Origin of the sequence: Luminiphilus syltensis NOR5-1B (assembly GCF_000158175.1) — a bacterium.
In the GTDB taxonomy this organism is placed as follows: Bacteria; Pseudomonadota; Gammaproteobacteria; order Pseudomonadales; family Halieaceae; genus Luminiphilus; species Luminiphilus syltensis.
The window spans coordinates 2828321-2841516 of the sequence record NZ_DS999411.1 but is presented as its reverse complement, the minus strand read 5'-3'; the positions used below and the strand labels follow the sequence as shown (position 1 = coordinate 2841516).

The 13196-nt window shown below is 58.2% G+C and carries 12 protein-coding genes; 6 read left to right on the top strand and 6 right to left on the bottom strand.

Features of this window, described 5'->3' with window-relative positions; all coding sequences use genetic code 11:
* Positions 1 to 4: 4 nt before the first annotated feature.
* Together NOR51B_RS12910 and NOR51B_RS12905 are read right to left on the bottom strand one after the other, a co-directional pair.
* On the bottom strand, positions 5 to 745 hold the full coding sequence (locus tag NOR51B_RS12910; protein WP_009019265.1) for a 5-oxoprolinase subunit PxpA: 741 nt from the start codon (positions 743 to 745) through the stop codon (positions 5 to 7).
* Between the two features lies 1 nt (position 746).
* Entirely contained in the window at positions 747 to 1541 is a 795-nt protein-coding gene (locus NOR51B_RS12905; RefSeq protein WP_009020600.1) for a putative hydro-lyase, read from the bottom strand.
* Positions 1542 to 1619: 78 nt separating this feature from the next.
* Between NOR51B_RS12905 and NOR51B_RS12900 the strand changes: the two genes are divergently transcribed.
* The gene (locus NOR51B_RS12900; RefSeq protein ID WP_009019626.1) at positions 1620 to 3155 is read left to right on the top strand and encodes an AMP-binding protein; all 1536 of its coding nucleotides are present in this window, start codon (positions 1620 to 1622) and stop codon (positions 3153 to 3155) included.
* Positions 3156 to 3165: 10 nt separating this feature from the next.
* On the opposite strand, the gene NOR51B_RS12895 is transcribed toward NOR51B_RS12900, so the two are convergent.
* From NOR51B_RS12895 to gloB, 3 genes are read right to left on the bottom strand one after another with little or no spacing between them, the layout of a single operon-like run.
* Positions 3166 to 5448 carry a heavy metal translocating P-type ATPase gene (locus tag NOR51B_RS12895; RefSeq protein WP_009020217.1) on the bottom strand — a complete coding sequence of 761 codons (2283 nt, stop codon included), beginning with the start codon at positions 5446 to 5448 and terminating at the stop codon, positions 3166 to 3168.
* On the bottom strand, positions 5445 to 6785 hold the full coding sequence (locus tag NOR51B_RS12890; protein WP_009021340.1) for a LysM peptidoglycan-binding domain-containing protein: 1341 nt from the start codon (positions 6783 to 6785) through the stop codon (positions 5445 to 5447). The genes NOR51B_RS12895 and NOR51B_RS12890 overlap by 4 nt, the downstream gene beginning before the upstream one ends.
* Positions 6785 to 7558 carry a hydroxyacylglutathione hydrolase gene (gene gloB / locus NOR51B_RS12885; RefSeq protein ID WP_009019822.1) on the bottom strand — a complete coding sequence of 258 codons (774 nt, stop codon included), beginning with the start codon at positions 7556 to 7558 and terminating at the stop codon, positions 6785 to 6787. Before gloB ends, NOR51B_RS12890 begins: the two co-directional genes overlap by 1 nt.
* A gap of 50 nt (positions 7559 to 7608) precedes the next feature.
* Here gloB and NOR51B_RS15065 point away from each other — a divergent pair, with 50 nt between their 5' ends.
* From NOR51B_RS15065 to dnaQ, 3 genes are all read left to right on the top strand, one after another.
* Positions 7609 to 8274 carry a class I SAM-dependent methyltransferase gene (locus NOR51B_RS15065; RefSeq protein WP_050759486.1) on the top strand — a complete coding sequence of 222 codons (666 nt, stop codon included), beginning with the start codon at positions 7609 to 7611 and terminating at the stop codon, positions 8272 to 8274.
* A gap of 172 nt (positions 8275 to 8446) precedes the next feature.
* Positions 8447 to 8887, top strand: a complete 441-nt coding sequence (rnhA, locus tag NOR51B_RS12875; protein ID WP_009020423.1) for a ribonuclease HI — start codon at positions 8447 to 8449, stop codon at positions 8885 to 8887.
* A 5-nt stretch (positions 8888 to 8892) separates the two neighbouring features.
* Positions 8893 to 9627 (top strand): DNA polymerase III subunit epsilon, encoded by a 735-nt coding sequence (gene dnaQ / locus NOR51B_RS12870; RefSeq protein WP_009021120.1) that lies wholly within the window; start codon positions 8893 to 8895, stop codon positions 9625 to 9627.
* Positions 9628 to 9655: 28 nt separating this feature from the next.
* On the opposite strand, the gene nhaB is transcribed toward dnaQ, so the two are convergent.
* The gene (gene nhaB / locus NOR51B_RS12865; RefSeq protein ID WP_040482120.1) at positions 9656 to 11161 is read right to left on the bottom strand and encodes a sodium/proton antiporter NhaB; all 1506 of its coding nucleotides are present in this window, start codon (positions 11159 to 11161) and stop codon (positions 9656 to 9658) included.
* 167 nt (positions 11162 to 11328) lie between these two features.
* On the opposite strand from nhaB, the gene nudC reads away from it, so the two are divergent.
* Together nudC and sohB are read left to right on the top strand one after the other, a co-directional pair.
* Positions 11329 to 12138, top strand: a complete 810-nt coding sequence (gene nudC, locus NOR51B_RS12860; RefSeq protein ID WP_009020833.1) for an NAD(+) diphosphatase — start codon at positions 11329 to 11331, stop codon at positions 12136 to 12138.
* Positions 12139 to 12149: 11 nt separating this feature from the next.
* Positions 12150 to 13193: a protease SohB gene (gene sohB, locus NOR51B_RS12855; RefSeq protein WP_009019405.1), complete on the top strand. Its 1044-nt coding sequence runs from the start codon at positions 12150 to 12152 to the stop codon at positions 13191 to 13193.
* The last annotated feature ends 3 nt before the right edge of the window (positions 13194 to 13196 follow it).

Sequence of the window (13196 nt, the reverse complement as noted above, 5' to 3'; positions counted from 1 at the left end):
GGGTTTAATACCCTTGGAGGGCTTCGCGAATCGCCGTCGCCACGGCCACCGCATTCGGCGTGTCGCCATGCAGGCACAGTGTGTCGGCGGTAATCGACAGTTTTTTACCTTTGCTGCTACGCAGCTCACCCTTCGCGACCGCCAGCGCCTGATCGACGGCCTGCTCGGTGCTCAGTAATGCTCCAGGTTTACCCCGTTCAATAAGATATCCGGCGTTGGTGTAGCCGCGATCACAGAACGCCTCAAAGCGCAGGTTGAGGCCGTGCTCCACCGCCAGCTCGACCGATTTTTTATCTCTCGGGGTCGCCATTACCACGAGATCCACCGACTTGTGCCAGCTGGATACGGCCGACATCACATCGTTGAGTAGGCCGAGATCTTTCATCATGTCGTTGTAGAGCGCACCGTGGGGCTTAACGTAATCGAGCTTTTTATTGTGTACACGGGCCATGCCATCGAGCGCCGACATTTGGTAGTGAATCAAATTGACCAGCTCGTGGCCCCGTATCGCCATTGATCGGCGGCCGAAGCCCTGCAGATCCGGATAGGATACGTGGGCACCAATTTCCACTTTGTGTCGACGCGCCAGTTCGAGGGTTCGTTCGATCGTGCAGGGATCACCCGCGTGAAAGCCGCAGGCGATATTGGCACAGTCGATCAGCGGCATCATTTCTTCGTCGAGCCCCATCTTCCATTTGCCAAATCCCTCGCCGAGATCACAATTGAGGGTTATTGCCTTAGCCATATCAATTTACCGCCAGTTCTGCATTACGTAAATCTGTGATCAGCATGTGCCCCGGAGTGTGGGTAAATGCAAGGGGTAGCTTCGCATTTTCCAAAGCAACCTGAGGCGTTACCCCGCAGGCCCAGAACACGGGAACTTCCCCTTCTCTTATGGAGACGGCCTCACCAAAATCAGGGGCCGTAAGATCGTTAATACCAATTGCCTCGGGCTGCCCAAAATGTATCGGAGCACCGTGCACCGTTGGGAAGCGCGCGCAGATCTGTATTGCGCGAATCGCCTGTGCGGGTTTCATTGGTCGCATGCTGACGACCATCGTACCGCGGAACACTCCGGACGACTCGCAGGGCAAATGGGTTCGGTACATGGGTACGTTAACGCCCTCCGTGATATGGCGCACTTCAACCCCCGCGGCGATGAGGGCCTCCTCGAAAGAAAATGAACAACCCAATGCAAAGGCGACATGGTCGGATTGCCAGTGATCGAGGAGATTATCGCACTCGGTGGTTAGCGCTCCCTGTGTCCAGATACGATAGCTCGGGCAGTCCGTCCGCACATCAATCGATGCGCCAAGCGCCGGTAATGTGGGATCGCCAGGTTCGGGGCTCATGGCGAGCAAGGGGCAGGGCTTTGGGTTGGTTTGGCAGAAGCGAAGAAAATCCGAGGCCGCCCCGGTGTCTAAAATCACGAGATTACACTGTACGAATCCGGGCGCGATGCCGCTGGTGGGCTTGCGCCATAACCCTTGTCGAATGTCGGCGCGTGCCGCAGCGCCGGTGTCAGGACAGTGATCTTTCAAATCGATCCCTACTCTTGTTGATGATTGTGTGTGCGGGTCTCTTGTATAGTAGCTGGGAAATAATCAGGAGCACACTCCATGCCGCATATCTCGGCTACCGCCGCTGAAACCCCCGCAAAACCCGCCCTCATTCTCGCCCCGAGTGGCGAGGTCGTTGATTACGGGGACCTCGATCGGAGAAGCAATCAAATTGCGCAGCTACTGCGCACCGCGGGTGTTCACACGGGCGATCATATCGCGCTACTGATGGGTAATCGACGCGAGCTTATCGAAATTGCCTGCGCCGCTGAGCGAGCGGGAGTCATTTTTTCCCCGATCCCAACGCACCTCGGGGAGGAGGATATACGCCATATTCTGGAAAATTCCGGCGCCACCTTGTTTTTTGCGGCTCTCGAGTGGGTCGATATCGCGCAGGCGGCGGCGGCCGGACTAACCGGGCTCACGCAGCGTTACCTGATGGATGGTGTGGTCGACGGTTGGGATTCCTTTGAGGAGGTCATCGATCAAATGCCCGAATGCGCGATTGATGATCAGGCCCTGGGGGCGCCGCTGATTTATACGGCGGGCACCACCGGCCGACCCAAAGCGGTATTACCACCTCGGGTATCGAAGGATTATGACGCGCCGCACCCCTTGGAAGTTTCTGTGGGATCGGCTTTCGGCTTCGGCGCGGAAACGACTTATTTGTCTACGGCGCCGCTTTACCAGGCGGCACCGATTCATTACAACTTACTGGTACTGGCCACCGGTGGCACCTCGGTTGTTATGGAGCGTTTCGACGCTGAAGCGGCGCTTGCCTTGATCGAGACCCATCGGGTGACCCATAGCCAGTGGGTACCGATGATGTTCATGCAGATGCTCAAGCTGCCCGCAGAGGTTAGTGGCCAATTCGATCTCGGCAGTATGCAGGTGGCGATTCACGCCGGCGCCCCGTGCCCGATTGCGGTAAAGGAGGCGATGATTGCCTGGTGGGGCCCGATTATTTACGAATACTACTCGGCGAGTGAGGGTGCTGGCTTCTCGGTGATTGATTCTGAAGAGTGGATGGCCCACAAAGGCTCGGTGGGTAAGCCCCTGTTCGGCGAGCCCAAAATTGTCTCGATTGACGGTAGAGAATTGCCGCCGGGGCAGATTGGAAAGGTTTTTTTCGCCGACCCTCAGCACCCATTCGATTATCACGGCGACCGGGAAAAATCACTGGCGGCGACGAATGAACACGGTTGGGTAACGGTCGGTGATGTGGGATACCTTGATGAGGAGGGTTTTCTCTATTTGACGGATCGTGCCGAGTTCACTGTGACCAGCGGGGGTGTTGATGTTTTTCCGGCTGAGATCGAAAACGTACTGATTACCCACGATAAAGTGGCCGATGTTGCCGTTTTTGGTGTCCCCAGTGATGAGCATGGTGAGTCTGTCAGAGTGGTCGTGGAGCCGGAGAACTGGGCGGACGCCACGGATGAGACCGCGTTCGAATTATTGGAGTGGCTGCGCGAGCGTCTCTCGCACATTCAGGTGCCGAGTTCTCTCGTGTTTCATGACCGTTTGCCGAGACAGGAAGATGGCAAGTTGCACAAGCGGTCCATGATGGAAGCCGCTCGCAAGGACTCGGATTGAGGTCGTAACATCAGGCCGCTCGGTCGTTGCTAAACGATGGCGCAGATCCGCCGGCTTTGAAGAAACGGAGTCGGGTGGCATTGGTGACAACACTCAGCGAGCTTAGCGCCATCGCTCCTCCGGCGACGACTGGGCTCAGTAGCGAGCCCGTGAAAGGGTAGAGCGCGCCAGCAGCAATCGGAATACCGACCGCGTTGTAGATGAAAGCGGCGAAGAGATTCTGCTTGATGGTTCGAATCGTTGCGCGGCTCAGTGCGATGGTATCGGCCACCCCCGTCAATGAATCGCTGAGTAGTGTGATATCGGCACTTTCGATGGCGATATCGGTGCCCGAACCCATGGCAAATCCAATATCGGCTGAGGCCAGAGCCGGGGCGTCGTTAATACCGTCACCCGCCATCGCAATCACCGCACCCGGGTGCCGCATGGCAGAAATCAGCGCGGCTTTATCTTGCGGTAGAAGGGTGTTTTCTACGCGCTCAATCCCCACATCATGGGCGATTCTTGTTGCTGCCGGTGCGGCATCACCCGTGAAGATGGCGACCTTGATGCCCATTGATTTGATGCGCTCAACGGCTTGTTTGGCGTCGTGTCTTAGGGGGTCGTCGATGCAAACGGTGGCGGCGAGCGTTTCGTCGATAGCCACGAAAACGACAGTCTGGCCGGGCACAGCGGCCACCGATGCCTGTCCAGTGTCAACGCCATGGTGTTGAAGGAATTGCTGATTGCCCGCCAGGATCCGCCATTCGTCGACCATCGCTTCGACACCCTGGCCAACATGGGCCTTAAAGCCTTTTGCGGCAATTGGCTGCAGGTTTTCCTGCGACGCATAGTCGACAACGGCGCGGGCAATGGGGTGCTCTGAGTGTGTTTCGACACTGGCCAGAAGCGCCATCACGTCGGGAATACTGTGGGTCCCGGTAGCGTCAACCTGCGTGATCCTGGGCCGGCCCGCGGTAAGGGTCCCGGTCTTGTCGATGACCAGATGAGTGATTTTGGCAGCTGTCTGCAGTGCGTCCCCACGCCGGATAAGCGCACCAAACTCGGCGGCCTTGCCGACACCCATAATGACCGCCATTGGCGTGGCCAGTCCGAGCGCGCATGGGCAGGCAATAATCAAAACCGAGGTAAATACCACGAAGGCGAGAGTTATCGACGGGTCGGGCCCGAAGGACAACCAGGCGAGCGCGCTGATCAGGGCTGTCGCCATCACGGCGGGTACGAACCATGCGGCGATATCGTCCGCCAATCGGCTTATCGCCGGCTTGCTCGACTGGGCTTCGCGAACCAGCCGGGTAATTCGCGCGAGCGTCGTGCCCGCACTGTGGCTGGCTACCCTGACACGAATAGAGCTCGAACCGTTCACCGTGCCTGCCGTCACAGTATCTCCGGCGTTTTTCAGGCGCGGCATCGGCTCCCCGGTGAGCATCGATTCATCGACATAGGCGGTACCTTCGATGATGCTGCCATCAACCGGCATCCGCTCCCCCGGTTTGACCCGGACCTCGTCATGACGCTTCAGGCCCCTGACCGGCACGTCGGTCTCGGTGTCGCCGTCAATTTTGTGGGCGGTGTCGGGCTGCAGCGACAACAACCGTTTCAGCGCGTCGGTACTGTGTGCCTTTGCATTGGCTTCGAGCGCCTGTCCAAGGCTGATCAGGCCGAGAATCATTGCAGATGCTTCGAAATAAACGTATCGCGACACGACGGGGAAAAGCGAAGGAAAAACCACGACCAGCATCGAATAGAACCAGGCGCTAAAGGTGCCAATGGCGATCAAACTGTCCATGGTGGCATTGCCGTGAAATAAAGCTCTAAGCCCATCGCTATAAAAATGGCGGCCCGTGGTCAGCATTAATGTCAGCGTGAGCAGCCCGATAGCGCCCCAGCCCAGCTGTTGCGACGGCGATGTGATCAGCATTGAGCCGCCCAGCCAGCCGTAGGCCATAACCGGTAGCCCGAGACCCAGTGCAAACACAGTAGAACGCCATGCGCGCCGGCGTGCGTTATGGGTTGCTTCCTGCTGCTCTTCGATAACGGCGGAGAGATCCGCCTCATCAAGTAAACGGGCGCGGTATCCCGCATTTTGCACCGCATCGAGCAAGCGTTCGTTGTTGACCTGCCCAATAACGCTGGCGGTGTGCTCTGCAAGGTTCATGCTGGCCTGTTCGACCGCGGGCACGGCTTGCAGCGCGCGCTCTATTTTTCCCACACAACTGGCGCAATGTGCACCATCGATGGCGAGAAGGTGGCGCTGCTGCAGGCCTTCTTCGCTTGCCGGCGTCGTTGTCATGGCCGTAGGCGCAGAGTCTGCCCCGGTTGCAGGTAGCGGTCGGGGGCGAGTTGGTTCCACTGTTGCAGCGCGTCGAGATCGAGGCCGAATCGGCGAGAAATGCTCCACAGGGAGTCGCCGGACTTGACTTCATATCGACCCGGGCGTCGTCCACGTTCCGGCCCGATACGGGCAAGCGCGAGTGCATTCTCACCCTGCAGCGAACCTGGGATCATCAGGCTGTCGCCGGCACGAATCAGGTGTCCCTCGATGTCGTTGATCTCGCGAATCAGTGTTACGGGCGCGCCCATACGCCGGGATATCTTCGTCAAGGTGTCTCCCGGTTCAATGGTATAGCGTACCCATTGCACTCGATCTTCGGGGGCGAGTTGTGCCAGTTTGCGGGCAAAAGGTTTGGCGAGCGATTCCGGAAGCCACAATACCTGGTCCGGGCCTCGCGCGGTCGCCCAACGCAGTTGCCCCGGATTGAGACGCCGCAGCTCCTCAAGGGGCAGTCCCGCCAGTTGCGCTGCCCGTTCCATTTCGATTTGACCCGCGACGGCGACAGGCACAAGGCGGGCATCAATCGGCACGGAGGGAAGAGCGATTCCGAGCGTTGCGCGCTCCCGGATAATTTCTGCCATGGCCAGTAGGCGTGGCACATACCGTCGCGTTTCACGGGGCAGATCCAGGGACCAGTAGGTGGCTTCCAATCCGTTCTCCTCGGCGCGGGTGATGGCGCGAGACACGCGTCCCGGGCCACTATTGTAGGCGGCCAGGGTTAAAAACCAGTCACCATCAAAGCGGGCGTTGAGCGCTTCCAGGTAGTCGAGTGCAAATTCGGTCGCCTCAGCGACATCGTAACGTGCGTCGTACCACCATGTTCGTCTCAAACCATAGTGACTGGCAGTGCCAGAGGTGATTTGCCAAAGCCCGGCGGCGTGGGCGCTAGAGTACGCCCAGGGGTCCAGCATGCTCTCGATGACGGGAACCAATGCCAGCTCGATGGGGAGGCCCCGCGCTCTGACGGCGGCTACCACGGTTTGCAGGTGGGGCTCTGCGCGCTCTGAGATCACCTCGCTGAGCTGGGGCTGTTGCAGGTAGCGATCGCGCGCGCTGGCGATTTCTGGGTCTTTATCGGGCGCCCGCCAGGTTGAATCCCGGGCGATGAGCGACCAGAGGTCGATAGGTGCTATTGGTTCAGCGACGACGGTTTCAACGACCTCGGTGGCCGGGCCCGCGTCACCAAGCTCTGTATCTGCTGTCCCTTGCCCCGTGTCTGACGGCATCAGCGCGCCACATCCTGCCAGCACGGACGTCAGCACCGCCAGGGTGAGAAAGCGAGGTGCAGGTCCCATTAAAAGTTGTCTTTCCAGCGCCTCAGTGCGGCAAATATTTCGTGGGGCGCGTCTCCTGTTAATCGATCCTCTCGCTGCAGCTGCTCGACTATCGTCGGCTCTCCGCATCGAAGAAAGGGATTGGTTTTGAGTTCCCAGGCAATCGAGGAGGGTACTGTGGGTTCGCCCGCTGCCCGCACCGTTTCAAGGTCTTCGATACGCGCAGTAATGGCGCTATTTCCAGGTTCTGCCGCGCGGGCAAAAGCAAGATTCGCGAGGGTGTATTCGTGAGCACAATACACAGCGGTTTGCGGCGGTAATGCGGCGAGTCTGGCCAGCGATTGGTACATGAGCGGCGGCGTACCCTCGAACATTCGACCGCAGCCTGCAACAAACAGGGTGTCGCCGCAGAAAAGCGCAGGCTCACTGGTGTGCGAGAGATACGCAATGTGATCGAGGGTGTGGCCCCCGACCTCGAGCACTTCGAATGATTCTCCGAGGACGTCGATCTGATCCCCGTCTTTCAACGGATGATCGATACCTTCGATCTCGGGGTTGCGGGGTCCGTAGACTTTGCATCCGGTAGCCGTCTTCAGGGTGAGCACCCCACCCACATGATCGGGATGATGATGGGTGATCAGAATGGCGTGGAGATCCAGTCCACGCTCGGCGAGTACCGCCTGCACGGGTTCCGCATCGCCGGGATCCACCACAACCGCACGATGTTGAGTGTCTTCCAGTAACCAGATGTAATTGTCCTGAAATGCTGGAATGGGGCTGATTGAAACAGACATTGTTTTGACTCCACTTGCCTGTTGGGAGGTAGCGGCGCTACAGTCCCCCAATGACAACACTTTCGCATGATACATCGTATTCTAACGATCCCCGCGAGGCACTGGAAACCTGGTATGCCACCAGTGGCGTTGGCCAGCGCCTTCGGGAGCAACTTGTGGATGACCTTTCCATAGCACTCGACGAACTGTTCGGCTACCACATGGTGCTTTTGGGAACAGACCCCGCGATCGATATACCCTCCATGACACGGGTACAGCAGGTGATACGCAGCAGGCCCGGCGCTGGCCCGGTTGGCACCGGGGCGTTGAGTGTGTATGCCCTCGATGAAGAATTGCCTTTTGAAACCGAGTCGGTGGACGTTGTCGTGGCATTACACGCGCTGGATGTAAGCGAGGACCCGCATCAGGCACTGCGCGAAATCCGCCGGGTGCTCACGCCGCACGGACACCTGATTCTTGTGGGAATGAACCCGCGATCCCTGCTGGGTGGCCTGCGCCGCCTGCAGTCGGCTCGATCCCAGTCACCCTGGCGAGGCATCAGCCCTGTTAGTCCGCACAAGGCGCAGGACTGGCTCTCGCTTCTGGATTTCAACAGTGATCATGCCCGCCACAAACTTGTAGTGCCAACTTCGACTCGGGGACGCCTGCGGGGCGTATTGCAGCGGCTTGATGAGCGGCTGGTCAGGCACAATGTCCCCCTGGGTAGCGCTACGTGATTCATGCGCAAAAAATGGTAAGGGCACACCTGATCGAGGTCGAAAGTCGTCGCGTTCGTGCGCGGCTGATCTCCATCCCGGTCAGCAGGCCGGTGGCGGGCGCTCGATTGCCCACGCAGCAACGCTACCGCCCAGGCCCGCGCCTGCGTCCCGTCAAATAAGCGACATTCGCATGACTACCAGCGTAGAGGCTTTCACCGATGGTGCCTGCCGCGGCAATCCGGGACCCGGCGGCTGGGGAGTGCTGTTGCGGCGAGGCGATCGTGAGCGGGAGCTGTGGGGAGGCGAGGCGCAGACCACCAACAACCGCATGGAGTTGACAGCAGCAATAGAAGCGCTTCGCTCCCTGAAGGACGGCTCTACCGTCGATCTCACGACGGATTCGGTGTACGTGCGTGACGGCATTACCCGATGGGTTGCCGGTTGGAAGCGTAACGGCTGGCGTACTGCTGCGCGCAAACCGGTCAAGAACCAGGATCTTTGGCAGTCGCTTGATGAGCAGTGTGCCCGCCATGAGGTGCGCTGGCATTGGGTTAAGGGCCACAGTGGGCATGCAGAGAATGACAGGGCCGATGCACTCGCCAACCGCGGCATTGATGAGCTTAAGGGATAGATAGCATGCGCCATGTGGTACTGGATACGGAAACGACGGGTCTCGAAGTCACTCAGGGGCATCGTATTATCGAAATTGGCTGTGTGGAGCTGGTGAATCGCAAGCTCACGGGAAATCATTACCACCAATACGTGCAGCCCCAACGCGAGATCGATCCGGGGGCGATGGAAGTCCACGGCATCACCCCCGACTTTCTTGCCGATAAACCCACATTTGATCGTGTTGCAGACGAGTTTTTGGCCTTTATTGATGGTGCGGAACTGATTATTCATAACGCCCCCTTCGATGTTGGTTTCATCGATGCCGAGCTGGATCGACTCGGTGCCCGGCGCACTGCGGTGGCAGATCACTGTCGCGTAACCGACTCGTTGGTGCTCGCCCGACGCAAACACCCCGGCCAGCGCAATAGTCTCGACGCCTTGTGCCAGCGCTACGGTGTGGATAACTCCACCCGGACCCTGCACGGGGCACTGCTGGATGCGGAGATTCTCGCCGATGTCTTCCTGCTGATGACCGGCGGACAGACCAGCCTGGGGTTGTCGGATGATGAGGAGGGGTCTTTGGATACCGCGGATAACCCCGACGGTGGCATCCGCAGGCTACCCACTTCGCGTCCGCCCTTACGGGTGATGCGAGCGTCAGCGGAAGAGCTTGCCCGGCACGAGCAAAGGCTCGATGCCATTGCCGCCGCCAGCGGCGGCCCGGTGATCTGGCGGGAGCAGCAATCCGCGGCGGAGTAAATTCACCACCGCGGTTGGATGGCTCCTGTCAAATAAAGGCCGCTACTGCTGCCGCGCCTACCCCACCGAGAACCAGCGTATAAGGCACAGCCATGATGACCATTCTGCCGTAGGACAGGCGAATCAGGGGTGCCAGCGCTGAGGTCAGCAGGAACAGGAAGGCGGCCTGACCGTTCGGGGTTGCCACGCTGGGCAGGTTGGTACCTGTATTGATGGCGATTGCCAGCTGATCAAATTCCGCCCGGGTAATCTCACCGGCATCCAATGCACTCTTGACCTCGCTGATATAAACGGTCGCCACGAACACGTTGTCACTGATCATCGACAGAATGCCATTGGCCGCGAAGAACATGATCGGTCGGACATTGGATTCCATCGCCAGTACCGCATCAATAACCGGAGTGAACAGGTGCTGCTCATGAATAACCGCCACAATGGCAAAAAAGACCACAAGTAACGCGGTGAAGGGGAGTGCCTCTTCAAAGGCGTGACCTAACTGGTGCTCCTCGGTGATGCCGTTAAAGGCGGTGAGTAATACAATAACCATCAGTCCAATCAAGCCCACCGCGGCAAGGTGGAAGGCCAGGCCAATTACCAGGATGGCCGCGACGATCCCCTGAACAACCAGTTTGGCCCGGCTTCGGGAATTGGCGCGGCTCGCTTCGCGTTCCTGAAACTCCTCCAGCACCCGCCGCACGTTCTCGGGCAGCTGAGCGCCGTAGCCAAACCAGCCCGTGGTCTCCAATAGCAGGCAAGTTACCAGGCCGCAGGCCAGTACTGGCATGGTGACGGGGGCCATCAGCTTAAAGAAGGTGATGAAGTCCCAACCGGCTACGGTCGCGATCAGAAGATTCTGTGGCTCGCCGACCAGGGTGCATACCCCGCCGAGTGCGGTTCCGACCGCGCCATGCATCAGCAGGCTGCGCAGAAAGGCCCGGAATTGCTCCAGTTCCTCGTGATGCGTATCCCGTACTTCGGCGTCGTTCCCGTGGTCGTGGTCCTCGTGATGGATGCCTTTGCCGGATGCTACCTTGTGATACACCGCATAAAACCCGACGCCAATGGTGATTAACACCGCGGTTACTGTTAGCGCGTCGAGGAAGGCTGACAACACTGCCGCTACCAGTGAAAACAGCAGCGAAAGCATTTTTTTGGATTTGACGTTTAATAAAATCTTTGTAAAAACAACAAGTAGCAAGTCTTTCATGAAGTAAATTCCCGCTACCATAAACATCAGCAGAAGGATGACTTCAAAATTAGCCAGAGCTTCATCGTAGACAGTGTGGGGCTCTGCCAAGCCAATAACGATGGCTTCAATCGCCAGAAGGCCGCCGGGCTGCAGCGGGTAGCAGCGCAACGCCAATGCTAGGGTAAAAATAAATTCGCCGATCAATACCCAGCCGGTAATAAAAGGGCCCGCTACGAGTAGCAGCAGGGGATTGATTACCAAAAAGGCAATAATCGTTTGCTTGTACCACGTCGGTGAGGGTCCAAGAAAGTTGTGCCATAACGCCTGGGAAGAGGTCTCGCTCATTGTGAACTTCGCCTTATTGTTAACGGGTGATACCGCGCCAACGGCCACACCGTTGATTCAGAAATAAATCACGACCCGACTATTCTAGGCGATGTAGCGCAAATTGGTGTCGCTTTAGGGCCGCGCTACGGGTTCGGGTACAATGCCCGCCGAAATCAGGAGGCGTCATGTTGTCGTTTGACAGTCCTTCGGGTCCGCCCGGACCCGAGGACGTTGTATTTGTATTTGCGGGTCAGGATTGCATTGGCGATCTCATGGCATCCCCCGGTAGCCCCTGGCGCTGGAATGAGGTGGTACGCGTGTTCGGTGAACGCGACGTTGTACCCGTGGGTTACTGGCAGCAGCAACCCGCCTTCGCGGTGGATCTGGAGCCGGAGAAGGTAGATCCTCTGAGGCACATCCCGAGCAGTCTGTATAGCTTGCTGGGGCGCATTGACGACGCCTTGTTCTCGGCGCAGGGTCGGGCCTTCCAACTCCTTAAGTGGCAACGCGATCATCAATTTTGCGGGCGCTGCGGCAGCAAAACTGAACTGGGGGATTCGGGGCGGGGTCTTGCATGCGCCCGGTGCGAGTTGATGCAGTATCCGCGACTCGCGCCGTGTGTCATTTTCCTGATTCAGCGCGGGGAGCAGATACTGCTCGCCCAGGCGAATCATCGACGCGCTACTTTTTACAGTACGCTGGCTGGATTCGTGGAGCCCGGCGAAAGCGCTGAGCAGGCCATCGAGCGTGAGGCGTACGAGGAGGTCGGTGTGCAGGTATCCGATATCCAGTATTTCCGATCCCAGGCGTGGCCCTTTCCCGGCCAGCTAATGCTGGGGTTTTTCGCCCAGTACGCGGGCGGTGAACTGCGGCCGGATGGCGATGAAATCCTCGAGGCCGGGTGGTTTGACGCCCATAACCTGCCACCACTACCGCCAATGACATCGATCAGTGGCCAACTCATATCGCACGGCTTGGTGAACGACCAGGCCTAAACGGAGCCGTTATGGAATTATTTTCGGAAATCGCAGTGTTCTTTTTTGAAGCCATTATTCTGGTTGTGGCTATTTTACTGGTGGTCGCCGGTGTTGTGGCTCTGACTCAGCGTCGACGTGGGTCGGAAGACGGCTATATCGAGGTGCGCGAGGTTAATGAGCGTTACACGAATTTCCGTGACACCGTACGTTCGGTGACGGAAGACGAGGCCAGCGCCAAGCGGCGAAAAAAGGAAGAGAAAAAGCAACGTAAGGTCGAGCGAAAAGCGGCGAAGAAAAAGTCTGCAGAAGACGCCCGGCGGCCTCGATTGTTCGTTCTCAACTTTGATGGCGATTTGCGCGCCGCGCAGGTTGAGCAGTTGCGCGAGGAGCTGTCCGCCATTCTTCCCGAGGCGCGAAAGGAGGACGAGGTACTCGTTCGGCTTGAGAGTCCGGGCGGTATGGTCCACAGCTATGGGCTCGCCGCCAGCCAGCTGCGTCGCGTCGTCGACGCGGAGATTCCGCTAACGGTCGCGGTCGACAAGGTTGCCGCCAGTGGCGGGTACATGATGGCATGCGTGGCCGATAAAATAATCGCGGCGCCGTTTGCGGTTATTGGCTCTATCGGAGTGATCGCGCAGCTGCCTAATTTTCATAAAGTGCTGAAGAAAAATGACATCGATTTTGAGCTTCTCACGGCGGGTGAATACAAGCGCACCCTGACAATGTTCGGGGAAAACACCGACAAAGGCCGGCAAAAGTTTCTTGAAGAACTGGAGGATACCCACGCACTGTTCAAGCAGTTCGTCGCTGAAAATCGTAAACAGGTGGCTATCGAGCAGGTGGCTACCGGTGAAGTGTGGTTCGGGCAGCGTGCCCTCGACGTACAGCTGGTCGATCAACTATGCACGTCAGACGAGTATCTTCAGAAACAGCTCGATGAGCGAGATATTATTGAGGTTCGCTACGTCGGTAAACGTCATTGGCAGGAGAAGTTGGGATTGGCGGCCGAGAGTGCCATCGAACGGGCTCTACTCAAAGTGTGGCAACAGGCAACCCAACGACGCCTTCACTAAGCC

Bases quoted from the DNA above. Each gene is read 5' to 3' on its own strand.
- NOR51B_RS12910 (WP_009019265.1), bottom strand. From the start codon at position 745: ATGGCTAAGGCAATAACCCTCAATTGTGATCTCGGCGAGGGATTTGGC.
- NOR51B_RS12900 (WP_009019626.1), top strand. From the start codon at position 1,620: ATGCCGCATATCTCGGCTACCGCCGCTGAAACCCCCGCAAAACCCGCC.
- NOR51B_RS12895 (WP_009020217.1), bottom strand. From the start codon at position 5,448: ATGACAACGACGCCGGCAAGCGAAGAAGGCCTGCAGCAGCGCCACCTT.
- NOR51B_RS12890 (WP_009021340.1), bottom strand. From the start codon at position 6,785: ATGGGACCTGCACCTCGCTTTCTCACCCTGGCGGTGCTGACGTCCGTG.
- gloB (WP_009019822.1), bottom strand. From the start codon at position 7,558: ATGTCTGTTTCAATCAGCCCCATTCCAGCATTTCAGGACAATTACATC.
- NOR51B_RS15065 (WP_050759486.1), top strand. From the start codon at position 7,609: ATGACAACACTTTCGCATGATACATCGTATTCTAACGATCCCCGCGAG.
- rnhA (WP_009020423.1), top strand. From the start codon at position 8,447: ATGACTACCAGCGTAGAGGCTTTCACCGATGGTGCCTGCCGCGGCAAT.
- dnaQ (WP_009021120.1), top strand. From the start codon at position 8,893: ATGCGCCATGTGGTACTGGATACGGAAACGACGGGTCTCGAAGTCACT.
- nhaB (WP_040482120.1), bottom strand. From the start codon at position 11,161: ATGAGCGAGACCTCTTCCCAGGCGTTATGGCACAACTTTCTTGGACCC.
- nudC (WP_009020833.1), top strand. From the start codon at position 11,329: ATGTTGTCGTTTGACAGTCCTTCGGGTCCGCCCGGACCCGAGGACGTT.
- sohB (WP_009019405.1), top strand. From the start codon at position 12,150: ATGGAATTATTTTCGGAAATCGCAGTGTTCTTTTTTGAAGCCATTATT.